Source organism: Bordetella sp. 15P40C-2, from assembly GCF_009763235.1.
In the GTDB taxonomy this organism is placed as follows: Bacteria; Pseudomonadota; Gammaproteobacteria; order Burkholderiales; family Burkholderiaceae_B; genus Bordetella_A.
In genome coordinates this window covers 124,099-141,781 of record NZ_WSJA01000034.1, presented here as the reverse complement: position 1 = coordinate 141,781, position 17,683 = coordinate 124,099, and the positions used below count along the sequence as shown (strand labels likewise).

Genomic DNA, 17,683 nt, shown 5'->3' with positions numbered 1-17,683 from the left:
CTCGGATACTTAACCCCGGCGCAATTCGTGCAGGCTCATCAGAAAGAAGGTTTTTTACCCCTGGACTCTATGTCGGTGCCGTACTAAATCCGGGGGCAGGTCAGGACGTATAAAAATATTAGGTGTCACATCGGCCCAGCGACTAAAAACAATTCCTGACGTGCCGACGTTCGCTGAATCTGGATATCCGAACTTGGTTACGCTGTTCCGATTTGGTTTATTCGCCCCAAAAGACGTATCTACGGATAAGGTGAACAAGCTCAACGAGGCGGTCAAACACGCTATGAGCGATCAAACGTTCGTTGATAAGTTCGGGGCCCACGGCACCCTGCTGAAAGCAAGCGAGCCGGAGGAAACGATTCGGATATTTAAAGACGAGCACGCCGCTTACGGCGACGTGATAAAACGTGCGGGCTTAACTCCGAACTAACAGTCTGGCTTCTGGCTTGTCGTCCTCGTCAAACTGGAAGCTGCTGCAGACAGGAAATGCCCGGAGCTTCCGCCGGGCATAAAACGAGCGATCTTACTTCCGTACGATCTGGCTCAGTACACGGCGGACTTCTGATGGAATAGTCGTTGAACGCCCGGTCGAGCGGTCTACATATACATGGACGAAGCGCCCCAACGCGCTGCAGACCTGCTCCTCGTTTTTGAAGACGCCTACCTCGTACTCCACGCTGCTATTTCCCAGCCGTGTGATCGCAATACCTACATGCACCTCATCGGGAAATTTGATCGACGAGAAATAGGTGCAGCGATTGTCCACGACCAGACCAACCGTGTCGCTGCGCGCCAAGTCCAGCACCCCATTTGCAATCAGAAACTCATTGATCGCGGTATCGAAGAATTCAAAATAAACGACGTTATTGACGTGTCCATAAACGTCGTTGTCGTTCCAGCGCGTCGCTACTGTCTTAAAACGGGAGTATGCGCTGCGTGAAGTGGGTTGCACTTTATCGGTCATAGCACGGACTGGTAGATTTCGAGAGCAAAGTCTTGCGTCATCTCTCTCGGGTTGTTGACAAGCAAGCGTTGCTGCTTCATGGCATCGGCAGCAAGCGTTTGCAAGTCGTCCTGCGAGACACCAAGGGCGCTGAGTCGAGTGGGCAATCCCACTTGCATGGGCAGCGCTTCAACATACTGGATCAACTGTTCGGCCCTTTCTTGCGTGCTGCCCGCAGCCCCAGGACGAATCACATTATAGATCTCTGCGTACTCGGAAGCCGCGTGATGCAAGTTGAATCGCAACACCGGGGCTAGTACCAGCGAATTAGCCAAGCCATGCGGGATATGGAAAATCGCGCCTAAGGGGTAGGCCAGGGCGTGTACCGCGGCCACGGGCGAATTGGCAAATGCCATACCCGCCAGGCATGCGCCGAGCAGCATATTCTCTCGTGCCTGAGTGTCCTTGCCGTTCTCACAGGCCGCATGTATCGACCCTGCCAACAGGGACAGCGCTTGGCGCGCCAGACTGTCCGACAGCACATTCTTGCGCAGGCGGCTGGTGTAGGCTTCGATCGCGTGAACCATGGCGTCGATGCCGGTGGCGGCCGTGATGTGCTTGGGAAGGCCCAGGGTGAGCTCAGCGTCGAGCAAAGCGACATCCGGCATCAAAAGCGGCGACACTACGCCTTTTTTCTCGTCGCTTTCAGTCGTGATAATCGATATCGGCGTGACTTCGGAGCCCGTGCCGGCGGTGGTTGGCACCAGGATCAACGGCAGCCGCTGCCCCGTGGCGACGTTTACACCATAGAACTCTTCCAGGCGGCGCTTCGTCGGCACGAGGAGCGCCACCAGCTTCGCCACATCCATCGAACTTCCACCGCCAAACCCGATGATGCAATCGGCGTTAAATGCGGCGGCCTGTCGCGTCGCTTCGTAGACAACGGCCTCGGTGGGGTCCGCCACGACGTCATGAAACATTTGATAGTCGGCTTGCGCTTCTGACAAACCGGCCAGTGCGTCTTTCAAAACACCGGCAGCCAACAGCCCTGCGTCCGTGATAATGAACGGACGGCTGCCGCCTAACTGGCGAACGTAGCTTTGCAATTCCTTGGCGCCGCCACGACGCACGGACAAGGATTTAACGCTAATAAACTCAAAATCATTCATTGGGGGTGAGCCCTTAGGTGAATAGGACTAGCTTACCGTTCAACGCGAGCAGCCAAGTGTGATTCGATCGCACCTGGCTGCTCCTGTCATGCGCACTACCCAGTTCCGGATGCGGCGCACAGTAATGATTTAATCTACCATCTGGCTCGTGACGCCTGCCAGCACATCAGCGTCATGCTTGGACGGCATTTCCATGAACGGGCGGCGATTCTTCGCCCACAAGGCCATATCCTCGTCAGTGTGGAAGACCTGTTCTGGGGGCATTTTCTGCCAGCTGTCAATGCGCAGCCACATGCGCAGCAGGTGGCGGCGCTTGCTCAGCTCCTGGGCATCCTCATAGTCCGTGCGGCCGTGCACCATGGTGCGGTTGTTCAGGAACTGAATATCACCGTCGGCAAAGCCCATGTCCAGATAGTGTTCTGGCATCGCCGCTGCCTTACGCAGGCGATAAAGCGCGTCCGACTCTTCCTGCGTGTAAGGACGCATGCCGCTCTTTTCGCAAAGGCGCGCATAGCCGGTGGGAAGGTAGCTGATGAACTCGCCGTTCGCCTCGTTGAAGAACTTGATCTTGTTTTCGCTAAAGGTACGCGTTGCGTGACGGCCGTCTTCATCGGTCCGCTTGAGCCACAAACCTTCCTGAAGCACTTTGACGCTTTCGGGGTAGTGCTTGGCCAGATAGTTGTGCACCGTCACGGCACTGCTGATGCGGCTCTCGCCACCCGAGATGGCCGTACGCAGGCACATCAGGCCGATCACGTCGCAGGAGTCGGTGTGCATCAGTTGGCCGCCACCCTTGCGGTAACCGCGGGATTTGGGTTCGAAATCGCTCACGTTGACCACGTGGCCGATCAAATCACCCAGGTAGGATTGGGTCAGCGTTTTGCCGACGTATGAGCTCAGGCCGAAGTACACCAACGCCATGTCATCGTCGGTGTAGCGGTCGCGGGGCAAGCCGCGCAGCATCACAAAACCGCAACCATCCTTGAGTCGTTGCGGAAGCGAGCGCATTAGCTTGCCCACTTCGTTCAAGGGGAAGTTCTCCGGATTGATATCCGGGAAATCGACCTTGCCCAACGATTTCAAGTGGTCCAGCGCCTGGTCGATTTCGGCGATTTCCGCCGCGGACAGCACATGCAGTCCCTCTTTCTTCCAGTCAATCTCAGGGCCTTTCCATGCGGCCGGGATATCGATTTGAGTTCCAATTAAGCTCATGAGTGCACCCTTTCAGACGATGGTTTCGTCTGCCTTGTAAGATTCATAGACTTCGGCCCCGAGCAATTCGCTCAAAACCTCATCGTTGTTCTCGCCGATTTTCGGCGCGCGCTTATAAATGTTCCCCGGGGTTTCCGACATGCGGGCCGATACGTTATGCATGGGGAATTCCTCGCCTTCCTCGCCGAACAGAATCAGCGAGTCACGGCTAGCGACATAATCGTCGTCCAGCAACATCGAGGCATCGTTGACGGGACCTGCGGTGATGCCATGCTCTTCGAACAGCGCGAGGTTTTCCTTCAGACTGCGCTGGCGCACGAAGTCCGCCACGGCGCCGTCGACGATCTCGACATGCGCGAGACGCGCGGCATTGTCAGCAAAGCGCGGATCGTGAATCATGTCCTCGCGACCCATCAGCGTGAACAGTTTTTCCACGATGCTTTGCTTGGCGGCCGACATCGCTAGCCAGCGATCGTCGCTGGTCTTGTAAACGTTACGCGGACAGGTCGTGCTGGACAGGCTGCCCGTGCGTCGCTTGAGCTGGCCCGTCAGGAAGTAATTCGCTGCTTGGGGGCCTAAGGTAGCGAGGATGGGGTCGAACAGCGCCAGATCGATGACCTGGCCCTTTCCGTTGCCGTTCTTGACATTGAGCAGCGCTGCAACGGTAGCGAAAGCGCCATAGATGCCTGCTGTCATATCGCCCAAGAACATGGGCGGTAGTACGGGAGGGCGATCCTCGAATCCATTGATCGCGGCAAACCCGCTATACCCTTCGACCAAGGTGCCAAAGCCCGGCTTGTGCTTAAAAGCGCCCGTTTGTCCCCAGCCCGAGATGCGCGTGATGACAAGCTTGGGGTGCTCCTTCAGCAGCTCTTGCGGGTCCAGTCCCATCTTCTCCAAGGTGCCTGCCTTGAAGTTTTCCACCAGCACGTCGGCGCTGAGGATGAGCTTTTTGATGACTTCGATGGAGCGCTTGCTGCGAAAGTTCAGCGAAACGCTCTTCTTATTACGGCTATAGACCTGCCACCAGACATCTTTACCCGCCGTGGTCCAGATCCGGAATGGATCACCCTCGGGCGGTTCGATCTTGATCACCTCAGCGCCGTAATCGGCAAGCTGGTGGCCCATCATATTGCCCGTGACGAAGCGCGTCATATCCACGACGCGTACGCCATGCAAGGGGCCCGTGGGCTGGGCGTCAAGACTATGTTTCTTCAGTTTCATTCTGGCTTACCTAAACTTGCATATACGTTAAACAGGTTCAATCTTCCGGCTCTTTGCGATATTTCCCCATTTATCGCGCTCGGCGATCAGGAATTTCTCGATATCATCGAGCCCCAAATTGGTTGGGGCTGTTGCCTCTTGCTTGAACAGCTCGACCATGGACGAGTTGCTTGCAATGTTGTTGATGTTTTGATTCAAGATCGCCAGTATTTCGGGAGCAGTGCCTGCTGGCGCAAACACTCCCCACCATGCTTCGACGTCGTATCCGGGCAGGTACTGTGCCATCGGCGGCAACCCCGGGAAAAACGGGCTGGGCTCCGGACTCGTGACAGCAATTGCCTTTAGTTGATTGGTACGCAGCTGGCCCGACACCGAAGCCACCGTGGTAATCACGAAGTCGAGGCTATTGGCGGTCAAATCGATCGCCACATTCGACATCCCCCGGTAAGGGACGTGCGCTATGTTGCTGCCCAAAGCATGATTTAACATTTCGCCGGCCAAGTGGGCACTGGATCCAATGCCTGCCGAGCCATAATTCTGCACCCGGCCGGCCTTGACGGCTTCGATGAGATCAGGCATCGCGCGATAGGGGCTGTCGCCGCTGACCACCATCAACGAAGGGCCTTTATTCAGGATCGCCACGTGCGAGAACGACCGGATAGGATCAATCATTGGGTTAGCCTGCACCACGTAGCTCGTGATCATGCTGTTAGAAGTTAACAGCAGCGTTGAGCCATCCGGCGCCGACCGCGCTACTTGCATTGCGCCGATTGCCCCTCCGGCTCCGGCCTTATTCTCCACAATGCAGTTAACGTTCAAGGTCTGACTGATTTGCTGGGCGAGCGCCCTCGCGAAAACATCGTTGCTGCCGCCGGGTGAAAAGGGCACCACGATCTTGATCAGTTCTGGCAACCCACGGTTGGCACGTACCAGGCCGGGCAGCATCAGGCCACCTGCTGCCCCGATCAATGTCTTTGAAAATTGTCTTCTGTTCACAACTGTCTCCACTTATACACACGGTCTCGCGCCGCCCCAGCCGCACTAATAAAACGAGGGAATCCTGAGTTCCGATATTGCGCGTTCGATGGCGCGTCTTAGTTTGCTGCTATTGAATAATCCCCAATGCCTTGGCCTGCTGCACGATGGCTTTGGCGCGTTCAAACAAGGGCGCATCCACCATCTTGCCTTCCACCACAAAGGCGCCCATACCGCTTCGTTCCATATCAGCCAACTTGTCGAGCACGCTGAGCGCGTGTGCGATGTCTGCGTCCGACGGGCGGAATACCTGGTTCGCTGCGGCAATTTGCTTAGGATGGATGCACGACTTGCCGATAAAGCCCAGACGGCGCGCTGACTCTGCTTCGGCTACGAAACCGTCCATATCCGCGACATCGGTAAAAGCACCGTCAATCGCAACGACGCCCGCCTCACCTGCGGCCATACGGACGGCAAACATCACAGCGTGAATACTTGCCGTATCCCGACGGTCGATGCCCAACGGCGAGAAAAGATCGCCGTAGCCGATTTGCAGTCCCATAATCCGCGGACTCACCGCAGCCAGCTCGGCGGCACGTCTCAGACCCTTGGGTGACTCGATGTTCACCAGCAGTCCGATTGGTTTGGACACGTCGAATTCGCGCTCGGCCCTCTCCAGCAGCTGGGCCGCGTGGTGAATTTCCGAGGGTTCTTCGACTTTTGGGATATTCAGGATAGTCAGGCCATTGCGCGCTATCGCCATCACATCAGGCTCGAAATGGACCGACCCGACGGGATTGCTTCTTACGATGACGGTCTTGTCGCTTCCTTGCGCATCCCTCAAAAACTGTGCTACTTGGCCGCGGGCCTCGGCCTTGCGGCTTTCGACCACTGCATCTTCGAGGTCGATCGACAATGCATCTGCCGCGCTGGCCAGCGCCTTGGGGAACAGTTCCGGGCGCGATCCGGGTACAAAAAGCTTGCTTCGCATAGTGCCCTTTTTCCAGTGCAATAAGTAATTAAATTAATCCGACAACAACTCAGCGGCGCATCAAAAGATAGCAACAATAGATAATGAAAATTCAGGCAAAAGGTGTCCCTGTCCCAATCGATCGGGGATGGTTTAAATAATAAAAAGGGAAAGGATTTGGAAGAAAAATTATTCTTCCCATAACCAATGCGCACCGAATCTGGTGACGCATTAAATATCAATAATTAAAAACTCTCATACTCGTTGCCGCTCTAGACAGACCAAGCGTGTTTGAATTGATGACGTTATTTCAATCGATTTTGAGGCGGTACAATGGGGTCACTCTGCACAAATTGTTTGGGGTCAATAAAAGCTTTACGCTTAAGCAGCCCCTGGGAAAGCCTTGATTCGGCTATTTTTATGACTTGCGTGTGGTCGCGCACAGCGCATCTGGTACACGCATGCGCCGCGCGCCGCGGCCAACACGTGCAGTGGCGACGGCAAGGCAGAATTTCGCCCACCCAATAATCGTTGTTGCGGTCGCCATGCATCCGAAACTGCAACTAGTTCTAACTAATCAGTGTTTTTTATTTGGTGTTTTAAGAGGTATTAAAATGCGTTCCTGGTCCTTGGACTGGTTGCTGCAGAGAAACAATTGGGAGGAAGAGCTCGCTGAAAAAAGCCGCCAGCGTATGCTGGGCGCCCATCTTGTGCATTTATTCCGCCAAGCGATTTCCTCGAACATCCTGCAACCCGGGGAGCGGCTGCCGTCCGTTCGGGACTTGATGACGGAAATTGGGATTTCCCGCAATACGGCCGCCTATGTGTATGAGCAGCTCTACGCTGAAGGCTATGTGGTTAGTCGGGTAGGCAGCGGCACCTACGTTGCTTTATTGACGCCCGCCATGGTGCACCGGGCGCCGTTGCCGGAGCCCCGCAACGCCGATGTGGGATCCACGCAAGTTAAACTTTCCAGACAGGCGCAAAGCATCCTGGATCAAAGCCCGAGCAGAACAAAACAGTGGGGTGCGTTTCAGCCTGGTGTTCCCGATGTCAGGGCCTTCCCTCGGGCGGTGTATGCCCGCATTATCAACCGTCTGTGGCGCCACGCCCAACCTGAAATGCTGACCTATGGGACGGCGGGGGGCGTCCACGCGCTAAAAAGCGCGCTCGCGAATTACTTGCGCGTTGGGCGCGGCGTGCAATGCCGCCCGGAACAGATTCTCATCACCGACGGCACACATCAGGCCATGGATCTGACCATCCGTGCACTGACTGAGCCTAAAGATGCGGTCTGGACCGAGGAGCCAGGGTACTGGGGGACCCTCGATCTGCTGAAAATCAATCCGGATATCAGTGTTGTCAGGCGCGAGGTCGACGAAGAAGGGATCACACTGAGTTCGCGGGCGGCTTCCCCCAAGCTGATTTTCGTCACGCCATCGCACCAGTACCCGCTGGGGGTCGTGATGAGTCTGGACAGGCGCAAAGCGTTACTCGAATATGCCCGGGCGCATCACAGCTGGATCGTCGAGGACGACTATGACAGCGAATATCGCTTTGGCGGGCGGCACGTTCCGGCAATCCAGGGTTTGGAGAAGAACGCACCGGTCATCTACGTGGGAACGTTTAGCAAGACGCTATTTCCGGGCCTGAGGGTGGCCTACATGGTGCTTCCCGAGCCCTTGGTGGACCCCTTTACTCGACTGCACGCGCAACTCTATCATCCCGGCAATCTCGTCACACAAATGGCGCTGGCCGAGTTTATTGGTGGCGGCCACTACACGAAACACATCCGTAAAATGCGGGTCGTTTATGGCAATCGGCGTCAGTGGTTGAGAAAGCTAATCCTGCGCCATCTCGGTCCGCAATTTCTGGCCGAAAAAGACAGCTACGCCGGTCTTCACATCAACCTGTACCTCCCGCAGCATATAGACGACGTCGAAATCACCTCTCAGTTGCAGCAAAGAGGTGTGCTCACCAGGCCTCTGTCAAGCTACTACCAAAACGAGCCTAAGACCAAGGGACTGCTTTTAGGCTATGCAGCGGTCGAGGAGCACGAAATGCAGAAGGCGTTCTTCGACATGCTGCCCACACTTCGTGCGGCGGGGGTCAGTTTGTCACTTGCGACGTCGCGAACCGATGGTGGCGGCAGAGAGCCTGGTTTGTCAGTCAAGCACTAAACCCGTATAAGCGCGCGGGGTTATCGACCAGTATCCGTCGGCGTTGTTCGGCGGAGAGCCAGCGGTTCAACAGATTGCACAGTTCGCCGTCGTCGGGCATTCGATCTTCATCGTAATAGTTGATGTGCGGCCAATCCGTTCCCCATACGACTTGTTCGTCGTTGGCTTGAAGGATGGCGCGGGCGAAGGGGTCGACATCCGCATAAGGCGGGCCCTCGGTCGTATTGCGATCCGCACCGGAGATTTTGGTCCACAAGCGACCCTCGGCCAGTTGACTGCATAGGAACTGAAAACCCGGGTCCATGACGCCGCGTGAGGTATTCATGCGACCCATGTGATCCACGACAAGCGGCAGGTTCAAGGCGCTGAGTGCGGGCATCATGGCGGGCAGGTCGGGGGCATGGATCCAGATCTGCGCATGCCATCCTCTTTCGGCAAGACGTGGCGCCAGCGCCTGCAGCACTTCCAATCCCACGCCATTGCGATAGACGGCCTTGCCCTCGAGGCGATACAGGTTGGCGCGCACGCCGCGAACACCCGCCTCGGTGTAGCGGTCTAGATCGCGGTCCGTCATATCTGCACTGGGCACGATCACGCCGCGCAGCCTGTCGGGGTACTGTTGCAATGCGTCCAGAATGATCTCGTTCGCGGATCCGGAGGCACTGCCCGTGACCAGCACACCGCGGTCCATTCCCAGCGTATCCAGATGCTCGATGAATGAGGCAGCCGGGTAGGGCTGCGGCGTGTAGCTGCGGTCTTCTGCCAAGGGGAAGCGGTCATAGGGGCCAAACACATGCGCGTGTGAGTCGCAGCTACCCGGCGGGGGGACAAAGCTCAGTGGCTGATGTTTGATACGTGCGGGCAAACATGGGGCTGTCATAATCGTTTTCCTTTATTCTGCTGCAAGTTTTCCCTGATCGCGCAAGGTCTTGGCCGTTTCCCATTCGGCAGTCAGGATGTCCTGCCACTGCTGTGGAGTAATCGCCAAAGCGATGCTGCCGGAGTTGTGCAATCGGTTCAGCACGGCGTCTGCTTTTAGGGCCTCGTTCAGAGCCTTATTCAGTTCATTGATGATGGGCTCAGGCGTACCGGCGGGGGCCACGAGGCCCGATTGGGTCATGGATGTGAAATCGGCGACTCCGGCCTCGGCCAGCGTCGGAACATCGGGCAAGAACCGGTCACGTTGATCCGAGAGCACGGCCAGCCCCTGGAATTTGCCGGCTTTGATGTTGGCCGATGAACTGGTTACCTGATCGATGATGGCGTCAATCTGCCCGCCGAGCAGCGCAGTGATGGCGGGTGCGGAACCCTTGAAGGGCACCGCCGTAAACCGCGCACCCGTGGCTTGTTCCAGGCGCAACAGTGCGATGTGATTCGTCGTGCCCAGACCCGAATGGCCGATTGTGACGGCGCCGCTCTTGCTCTTTGCTTTGTCTAACAGCTGCTGCATGGTCTTGAACTCGCTGTTGGGCTGTACCGCCACGATTTGCGAGGACGAACCCAAGCCGCCGACCGGCGCGAACTGCTTTAGCGTGTAGTCCGTCTTGACCATGAACGGAGCAACGGTGATCGCGTTGGGCGTGGTGACGAGCAGTGTATGGCCGTCCGGGTTGGCGCGCGCGACCATACTTGCCCCGATGACGCCGCCGGCGCCCGGTTTGTTTTCGATCACGACATTTCGTCCGAGCTTCGCGCCTAGTTCCGGGGCGACAGCGCGAGCGACCGTGTCCAGATTACCGCCGGGTGCAAACGGTACGACCAGGACGATCGGTTGGTCCGCTTTCAAGCTTTGCGCTGCGCTTGGCGCGGTCAGACTGAAAATCGCCGGCGCCAACGCGGCTGCCGCGCAAAACAGACGTCTGTGCATATAAGTCTCTCTTCTTCATTTTTGGTTATGTGCTCGGGGCCAGTGCCCCCTTTTTTAGATTACGGTGGGCGAGGGTTCCGCGATAGTTGCCGATCCCTCAATGGGGCTTCACGATTCGTGAAATCAAGACCATCCGAGTCGGGATGTGAGTTCATCGACGCCCTCTTTGAGCAGCGCGAGCCACTGAGGTAACTTGGCTTGGTCGAATCGGAAGTCCGGCACGGTAAGCGTCAGGTTGCCCCTTATTTCGCCTTGTCGATCGAAGAAGGGAACGGCGATCCCGTGTGCTTCGGGAGCCCGTTCGGCGTAGCTCAAGGCATAGCCCTGCGACCGGATGCTCTCCAGTGCATGACGTAGTTCTTGCGGGTCCAGGGCATTGCCATTGAGGGGCGACGGCTCCGCGCGGCGGATCACTTCGTCGACTTCAGCCGGTGTCAGAAAGGCCATCAGGGAACGTGCCGTCGCGCCCCAGCTCAACGGCTGCAGCCGGTTGTGAACGATCGTGTAGCGAAGGGGATGCGCGGGCGATGCCGACAACGAGAAGTACATCTGCAGTTCGGCCCGGTCCAGCAATGCCAGGATGACGGTCTCGTCGGTGCGGTCACGCACATTGCGCAGAATCGGTTCGGCGAGTTGGTTCAGCGGCATTTCCTCGGCAAGTCTGCCAGCCAGCCGATAGAGGGCGAAACCAGCCTGGTACAAGCCGTCATCGTCTTGGGCCACGAAATTCAACGGTTTGCAGAGGCTCAAGAGTCGATGCGTCGTCGCTTTGGGCAGGTTTAAGACGCGGGCGAGGTCATTGACGCCCCAGCGATCTTGCTCCGCGAAACAGCTCAGCAGCCTCAGCACCCGATTGACCGTTCCGCTGTCGGCGGGCTTGGCCGTGCTGACAGATTCGGTCGATGCGGGACGCGCATCCCCCTTGTCACTCTGAAAACGATGAGGTAGCATGATTTCACTTAACGATACGACGTTCCGATAAACGGAACTATAGCACAGGCGCCGTGCGGCATCAAAGGAGACCCCTCATGAGTGATTCTGTTTCCCATACGCTGGCGCAGTTCGTTCATGAGACCGACACCCAGGCGTTGCCGGCCCACGTGGTCGATCTGGCCAAGGCATGCCTGTTGGATGCGGTGGGCTTGGCCCATGCCGCGCGCGCGTTGCCCGTGCCGGAGGTGGCGAGACGTTTTGTGGGTGATAGGAGCGGGCGCGCTGTGCTCATCGGCGAGAGCAGGAGAGTGCCGGCCGTTGATGCCGCGTTCGTGAATGCGACGCTGGTCAATGGCTGCACGCACGACGATTTCCTCTACAAATCTCACGCGGGCGCCGTCAGCATTCCTGCCGCGCTGGCCGTAGCCGACGAATGTGGGTGCACGGGTCAGACTTTCTTGGCGGCGATTGTCGCTGGGTATGAAATCGTGGCGCGTGCGTATCTGGGCGGGCCGGGCATGATTCCCGCGTTTCGCGCAACCGGCGTGGCGGGAGCGATCGGAGCGGCCGCCGCCGCCGCGAAGGTATTAGGGCTGCCCGTCGCTCAAGTTGCCAACGCACTGGGCTGCGCAAGCATGTTTGCCTCTGGTTTTGGCGAGGGATTTCGGTCCGGCACGATGGAGGTCAAACTGAATGTGGGATGGGCCGCGCGTAGCGGCGTATCCGCCGCGCAGCTCGCGCTGGCCGGCGCGAGCACCTCGCCCACGGTGTTCGAAGGCGAATCGGGATATTTCCAGGCCTTTGCGCGCAGCGCCGAAGATGCGCACGCGGCCATCGAGGGATTGGGAGAACGTTATCTTATCGAAGACAACGTCTACAAAGAACGCCCCGTATGCATCTTTGTGCAGACGCCGGTGCACCTCGCGCATCAGCTGGCGAATCAGCATCGCCTGCGGGCTGAAGACATCGCGCGGGTCACCATACGCAGCCCGGAATTGACGCTGAGCAATCCTGGCTACCAGAACGTCGCGCCCTTTGGCTCGCCGTTGAAGGCGCGAATCAGTGCGCGTTTCACTGTCGCAGCGGCCCTGCTAGGCAGGCCTATCGACAGCTATGAGTACTACGATCAAACCACCGATGCAGAGGTACTGGCACTGGCGGAACGGATTGAATTGCTAGAGCCCGCCGCGGACCAAGAGGATCGCGTCGATGTCGAGATCGTCTGCCGCAACGGTACGCGCTATGCGGGCTCGGGCAGGGAAATGGATACGCTCAAGCCGACGTTTGCCAAAGTGGTGGCGAAATTCCAGCGACTGACCTCAGACCTGGCGCCGACACAAGCCGATCGCCTGCTCGAGACAGTATTAAATCTACAAGACATAAAGAAAATCGACGAGCTGACCTCGCAGTTGGAGACACTGTAGGTCTGCTCGGTTTCTCGGTGATTCCTCTACAACTACCATCATGGGAATGAATCATGAAACGTGCTCACGTCTTAACCGCTATCGTTGCTGCGATGACCTGCTTGATCGGGCCGGCAGCGCACGCCGCCTACCCCGATAAGCCCATCAGCCTGGTGGTTCCGTTCGCGCCGGGCGGCTCCACCACCGTCGTGGCCCGCGCGGTGGCGGAACGCGCTCAGAAGATTTTGGGCCAGCCCATCATCGTTGAGAACAAGCCGGGTGCCGGCAGCGTCGTCGGCAGTAATCTGGTGGCGAAAGCCGCGCCCGATGGCTATACGTTGCTGGTCGGTCAAACCGGATTCGCGGTCAATGCTTCCCTGCGAAAAGAACTGCCGTACGACACGCTCAAGGACTTCACGCCGATCGCGTTGCTGGCCGATCACCCAGGCGTGTTTCTGGCTCAGGCGCAAAAACCTTACGACACGATTGAGGAATTCATCGCCTACGCCAAGGCCAATCCGGGCAAGGTAACGTACTCGTCGGCAGGCGTAGGGAGCTGGCCACACCTGTCGATGGCGATGTTCGCCAATGAGGCCGGTTTGGCGATGGAGCACGTGCCCTATCAGGGCACCGGCCCCGCGAAAGCGGATCTGGTCGCCGGGCGGGTCGATGTCAAGATCGAGGCCTATGCCACGTCGCGTGCCATGGTCGAGGATGGCCGTTTGAAAGTATTAGCCGTGACCAGCACGGAACGCGCGAGCGAGTTGCCCAACAAGCCTACCATCGCGGAGAAGGGTTATCCCGGCTATGAGACGTCTTACTGGATCGGCGTGCTGGGACCCGCCGGGATGCCGAAGGATATTGTCGACACCTTGCAGAAGGCCTTTATCGAGGCGGTGAAAGATCCCGCCGTGGTCAAGTCGATGGAAGATCAAAGTATTGTCCCTCGCGGGCTGCCCGCAAAGGACCTTGAAGCATTGCTCAACAAAGAAATCAAAAAATGGGGCGATGTCATTCAGGCCAGCAACATGGAGAAGCAGTAAGCGAACCATGAGTGACAATCACCAAAGTGCCAAGGGCCCAGCGGATTTGGCCTATCAGCTCGACGATTTCACGGATGGATGGCGCGAAGCGCCGCCCGTGATGCTATTGCACGGGATCGCGGAATCCGCCCGGGCATTCAATGGATGGGTGCCTCATCTCGCCCGACACTATTCGGTCATACGCCCGGATCTGCGAGGACACGGCAACTCGCCGTCGGTGCCGCCCGGTACGACGCTCACGGTTGCACAGCTGGCGGACGATATCGAGCGGCTGGTCGAACGCTTGGGGTCCAAGCGCATCCATGTGGTCGGCGCGAAGCTGGGCGCCCAGGTCGCGTTGGAACTGGCACAACGAGAGGTGCCGTGGATGGCGACATTGACCTTGGCCGGGGTGTTGATTTCCCCGGCCGGGGCGTTAGGCAAATGGATGCCACAATGGCATCAACTCGTGGACGAGCACGGCGTCGAAGGGTGGGCGCGAGCGACGATGCCGGGCCGTATGGGCAGTGCGCTCACGGAAGCGGGCAACGAGTGGTGGATACGCTATATGGGAACAACGCAATCGGATACGGTGAAGGCCTGCTTCCGATTGATTGAGGCCTCTGGCGAGCCGGCTCGCCTGGACCGCATTCCATGTCCTACTCAGATTATCGCCGCCGTGAAGCCGCCAACTGCCGGGGCAAGCTTTAGTCAGCAGCCTGCGTTAACGGAAGTGAACCGCTGGGCGGCGCGGATACCGCGCGCACGAGTGGTCGAATTAGAGGCCGATTCCTACCACATTGCCGCGACGCATCCCGATGCGTGCGCGGCAATGACGGCGGCATTTATCAAGGAGCAGACAACATGATGGGATGGCGCGGCCGCATCGGCTTTTTGGTTCCTCCCGGCAATCCCACCGTGGAGCCGGAAATGATGGACTTGAGCCCCGAGGGCGTTTCATTGCACTTCACGCGCATGGTGGCCCATGGCACAACCGGCGCGCATGCGGGACAGGAGGACCGCAACCGCACCCAGATCGAGCATCTTGCCGATAACGCCCGGCTGCTGGCGATGGTCAAGCCGGGTGTCATGGTGATGGCGCATACGGCCACCAGCTACACGCTAGGCATGCAAGGCGAGGCCGATCTGGTGCAGCGAATGCAAGATGAACACGGCATTCCTTTCCTCACGGCGTTCGGAAGCGTGGTGGAGGCATTGCGCCACCTGGGCATACGTCGCGTGGCTTATGGTACGCCGTACGACGAAGCGACGACTCAGAAGGGGAAACGTCATCTTGAATCCTTTGGATTCGAGGTAGTCGCGCACCGCATCCTGCCCGGGGTGACCAATATTTATGATGAAACCCATCAGCGCGCCTATCAGCTGGCCCGATCCGTGGATTGCGCGCAAGCCGATGCTGTGTTTCTCAGCGGTGTGGGCATGCCCACCATCGATGCGCTGGATATGCTCGAGCGGGATTTGGGCAAGCCCGTGCTGTCCAGCGCATCGGCGATGATGTGGAACGCGCTGCGTGCCATTAAAGTCCGTGATATCGCTTCGCATGGTGGCAGCCTGCTGACCGGGGTGTCACCGCTTGAATCGCAAGTGAGCCGCACATGATTCGCTATCTTTCGGAAAGTGATGTCCGCGAATTGCTCACCATGGATGATGCCATCGCGCAGGTCGAACGCGCCTTTCGCGCGCGCGCCACCGGACGCGCATTTGATGTCCCACGGGTGCGTACCCGCCAGCCCGGCGGACATCTGCATATCTTGCAGGGCGCGGCGCCGGAAATCAATTTCATTGGGTACAAAGCCTATTACATTCAGCCCGATAAATCCCGGACTTCTTTGCTGCAGCTGATCAATATGGAACAGGGCAACCTTGAAGCCATTATCCAGGCGGATTGGTTGGGGCAGATCCGCACCGGCGCGGCCACGGCGGTGGCCATTCGGATGCTGGCGCGTAACGGCTCGCGTGTGTTGGGCTTGTTTGGGTCGGGTCGTCACGCGCAGACCCAACTCGAAGCGGTTTGCGCCGTGTGCGATATCAGTGAAGTGAAAGTGTTCGGACGCGACCAGCAGCGCGTCCGGGATTTTTGCGCGAAGATGGCGGCCCAGACAGGCGTTGAGGTGCGGCCGGCCACATCCCGGCAGGAAACCGTTGAGGGTTCCGATATTGTCCTGACGATCACGCGTAGCCGGGAGGCCCTGTTCGATGGCGCCTGGTTGGAGCCCGGCCAATGTGTCGTCGCCGTCGGCTCAAATGCCATGGATCGTCAGGAGATCGATCTGCAAACAGTCAGACGCGCCGACCTCATCGTTGCCGACTCGGTTCAGGTGGCTCAGACTGAGTCTGGCGATTTGCTCAGCGCCTATGAGAGCGGGTTAATTTACTGGGAGAATCTCCCCGATTTGGGTCAGGTACTGGTGGGGCAGCGCGCGGGTCGTACCAACGAGGATCAGATCATTCTGTTCGAGTCTCACGGGATGGCGCTGCAGGACATTTATGCTGGCGCCCATATCCTGGAATTGGCTCGCAGCGCAGGCCTGGGTCAGGATTTTCCGATAGGCGCACGGTAGTGGGACAACAGTGATGCATAACATTGATTGCGCAGTCATCGGCGCCGGTGTCGTGGGTCTGGCGATCGCGCGTGAGTTGGCCCTGGCAGGCCGCGAGGTATTGATTCTGGAAGCCGAGCAGGCTTTTGGGACGCACACCAGTTCGCGCAACTCAGAGGTCATCCACGCCGGCATTTCGTATGGGGCGACGTCGCTCAAGGCGCGGTTATGTGTCCAGGGCAAACAGGCGTTGTACCGTTACTGCGAAGAGCGCGGCATCGGGCATGCACGGGTCGGCAAGTTGATCGTGGCGAGCACGCCCGAGGATTTGACGGGTTTGCAGGGATACCTGCAGCGCGCCGAGGGAGCCGGCGTGCACGATTTGCGGCGCGTAGAGCAAGCCGAATTGCGCGAAATGGAGCCAGAAGTCCAGGCGCTGGCAGCCGTGTACTCGCCTTCCACCGGGATTATCGACAGCCATGGATTGATGCTGACGATGCTGGGGGACGCGGAGAATGCGGGCGCGACGCTTGTGACGGCAAGTCCGGTGTTGGGCGGCGCCATCACGCCCGATGGTATCGTGCTGCGGGTCGGCGGCGACGAGCAGACCGAGTTATTGTGCAAAACGGTGATCAACAGTGCCGGGCTTTGGGCCACCTGCGTGGCGCAAAGCTTGGAAAATTTCCCCGTCTCCAAAGTGCCGGCCATTCATTACGCTCGCGGACGCTACTACACCCTGAGCGGCCCATCTCCGTTCCGACATCTGGTGTATCCGGTCACGCGCGAAGCGACGCTGCGCGTTCACGTCACGCTCGATCTGGCTAAACAGGCGCGTTTCGGCCCTGACCTGGAATGGGTCGACAGTGTGGACTACCATTTTGGTCAAGAGCGAGAAGCGCTGTTCTATGCAGGGATCCGGCGCTATTTCCCTGGGCTACCGGATGGCGCACTGCAGCCCGGCTATACCGGCATACGGCCCAGGCTGGCAGGGCCAGATGCGCCACTGCATTCGGGGGCGGAAGATTTCCGCATTGAGGACGAGCGTAGTCACGGCGTGCCGGGGCTGATCAATCTGTTTGGCATCGAGTCACCAGGACTGACCTCGTCGCTCGCCATCGGCGAGTACGTACGGACGTTGCTTGGCGAGCGCTGAGGCGTTTGCGGTCCTTCGGCGCCGGCCACGCAGCATCGCGCTTGTGGTGCGCGAGCATGCAAGGCCGGCTC

The 17,683-nt window shown here is 58.4% G+C and carries 17 protein-coding genes; 8 read left to right on the top strand and 9 right to left on the bottom strand.

The window, feature by feature from the left end; translation table 11 throughout:
- Positions 1 to 37: 37 nt before the first annotated feature.
- Positions 38 to 430 (top strand): tripartite tricarboxylate transporter substrate-binding protein, encoded by a 393-nt coding sequence (locus GOQ25_RS15055; protein ID WP_160351302.1) that lies wholly within the window; start codon positions 38 to 40, stop codon positions 428 to 430.
- A 93-nt stretch (positions 431 to 523) separates the two neighbouring features.
- On the opposite strand, the gene GOQ25_RS15050 is transcribed toward GOQ25_RS15055, so the two are convergent.
- The 6 genes from GOQ25_RS15050 to GOQ25_RS15025 all read right to left on the bottom strand — a co-directional run bounded on the left by GOQ25_RS15050 (position 524) and on the right by GOQ25_RS15025 (position 6,514).
- On the bottom strand, positions 524 to 964 hold the full coding sequence (locus tag GOQ25_RS15050) for a thioesterase family protein (protein WP_160351292.1): 441 nt from the start codon (positions 962 to 964) through the stop codon (positions 524 to 526).
- Positions 961 to 2,112, bottom strand: coding sequence for an iron-containing alcohol dehydrogenase (locus tag GOQ25_RS15045; RefSeq protein ID WP_160351291.1), 1,152 nt, complete (start codon positions 2,110 to 2,112; stop codon positions 961 to 963). Before GOQ25_RS15045 ends, GOQ25_RS15050 begins: the two co-directional genes overlap by 4 nt.
- Before the next feature lie 129 nt (positions 2,113 to 2,241).
- The gene (locus GOQ25_RS15040; RefSeq protein WP_160351290.1) at positions 2,242 to 3,324 is read right to left on the bottom strand and encodes a TauD/TfdA family dioxygenase; all 1,083 of its coding nucleotides are present in this window, start codon (positions 3,322 to 3,324) and stop codon (positions 2,242 to 2,244) included.
- Positions 3,325 to 3,336: 12 nt separating this feature from the next.
- On the bottom strand, positions 3,337 to 4,548 hold the full coding sequence (locus GOQ25_RS15035) for a CaiB/BaiF CoA-transferase family protein (RefSeq protein WP_160351289.1): 1,212 nt from the start codon (positions 4,546 to 4,548) through the stop codon (positions 3,337 to 3,339).
- 27 nt (positions 4,549 to 4,575) lie between these two features.
- Positions 4,576 to 5,544 carry a tripartite tricarboxylate transporter substrate-binding protein gene (locus GOQ25_RS15030; protein WP_160351288.1) on the bottom strand — a complete coding sequence of 323 codons (969 nt, stop codon included), beginning with the start codon at positions 5,542 to 5,544 and terminating at the stop codon, positions 4,576 to 4,578.
- A 109-nt stretch (positions 5,545 to 5,653) separates the two neighbouring features.
- Positions 5,654 to 6,514 carry a CoA ester lyase gene (locus GOQ25_RS15025; RefSeq protein WP_160351287.1) on the bottom strand — a complete coding sequence of 287 codons (861 nt, stop codon included), beginning with the start codon at positions 6,512 to 6,514 and terminating at the stop codon, positions 5,654 to 5,656.
- 524 nt (positions 6,515 to 7,038) lie between these two features.
- Between GOQ25_RS15025 and GOQ25_RS15020 the strand changes: the two genes are divergently transcribed.
- Complete coding sequence (locus tag GOQ25_RS15020; RefSeq protein ID WP_236844591.1) at positions 7,039 to 8,673, top strand: PLP-dependent aminotransferase family protein; 1,635 nt, start codon at positions 7,039 to 7,041, stop codon at positions 8,671 to 8,673.
- On the opposite strand, the gene GOQ25_RS15015 is transcribed toward GOQ25_RS15020, so the two are convergent.
- The 3 genes from GOQ25_RS15015 to GOQ25_RS15005 all read right to left on the bottom strand — a co-directional run bounded on the left by GOQ25_RS15015 (position 8,663) and on the right by GOQ25_RS15005 (position 11,491).
- Positions 8,663 to 9,553 carry an amidohydrolase gene (locus GOQ25_RS15015; protein WP_160351286.1) on the bottom strand — a complete coding sequence of 297 codons (891 nt, stop codon included), beginning with the start codon at positions 9,551 to 9,553 and terminating at the stop codon, positions 8,663 to 8,665. The two genes, GOQ25_RS15020 and GOQ25_RS15015, sit on opposite strands and share 11 nt — an antisense overlap.
- Positions 9,554 to 9,565: 12 nt before the next feature.
- Positions 9,566 to 10,540: a tripartite tricarboxylate transporter substrate binding protein gene (locus GOQ25_RS15010; protein WP_160351285.1), complete on the bottom strand. Its 975-nt coding sequence runs from the start codon at positions 10,538 to 10,540 to the stop codon at positions 9,566 to 9,568.
- Between the two features lie 123 nt (positions 10,541 to 10,663).
- Positions 10,664 to 11,491, bottom strand: a complete 828-nt coding sequence (locus tag GOQ25_RS15005; protein WP_160351284.1) for an IclR family transcriptional regulator — start codon at positions 11,489 to 11,491, stop codon at positions 10,664 to 10,666.
- A 77-nt stretch (positions 11,492 to 11,568) separates the two neighbouring features.
- On the opposite strand from GOQ25_RS15005, the gene GOQ25_RS15000 reads away from it, so the two are divergent.
- The 6 genes from GOQ25_RS15000 to GOQ25_RS14975 are packed head-to-tail and all read left to right on the top strand — an operon-like array spanning position 11,569 to position 17,612.
- Positions 11,569 to 12,897, top strand: a complete 1,329-nt coding sequence (locus GOQ25_RS15000) for an MmgE/PrpD family protein (RefSeq protein WP_160351283.1) — start codon at positions 11,569 to 11,571, stop codon at positions 12,895 to 12,897.
- A gap of 53 nt (positions 12,898 to 12,950) precedes the next feature.
- Positions 12,951 to 13,919 carry a tripartite tricarboxylate transporter substrate binding protein gene (locus GOQ25_RS14995; RefSeq protein ID WP_160351282.1) on the top strand — a complete coding sequence of 323 codons (969 nt, stop codon included), beginning with the start codon at positions 12,951 to 12,953 and terminating at the stop codon, positions 13,917 to 13,919.
- A 7-nt stretch (positions 13,920 to 13,926) separates the two neighbouring features.
- Complete coding sequence (locus GOQ25_RS14990) at positions 13,927 to 14,766, top strand: alpha/beta fold hydrolase (RefSeq protein WP_160351281.1); 840 nt, start codon at positions 13,927 to 13,929, stop codon at positions 14,764 to 14,766.
- Positions 14,763 to 15,518 (top strand): hypothetical protein, encoded by a 756-nt coding sequence (locus tag GOQ25_RS14985; RefSeq protein ID WP_160351280.1) that lies wholly within the window; start codon positions 14,763 to 14,765, stop codon positions 15,516 to 15,518. Before GOQ25_RS14990 ends, GOQ25_RS14985 begins: the two co-directional genes overlap by 4 nt.
- The gene (locus tag GOQ25_RS14980) at positions 15,515 to 16,480 is read left to right on the top strand and encodes an ornithine cyclodeaminase family protein (protein WP_160351279.1); all 966 of its coding nucleotides are present in this window, start codon (positions 15,515 to 15,517) and stop codon (positions 16,478 to 16,480) included. The genes GOQ25_RS14985 and GOQ25_RS14980 overlap by 4 nt, the downstream gene beginning before the upstream one ends.
- A gap of 13 nt (positions 16,481 to 16,493) precedes the next feature.
- The gene (locus GOQ25_RS14975; protein WP_160351278.1) at positions 16,494 to 17,612 is read left to right on the top strand and encodes an NAD(P)/FAD-dependent oxidoreductase; all 1,119 of its coding nucleotides are present in this window, start codon (positions 16,494 to 16,496) and stop codon (positions 17,610 to 17,612) included.
- Positions 17,613 to 17,683 lie beyond the last annotated feature (71 nt).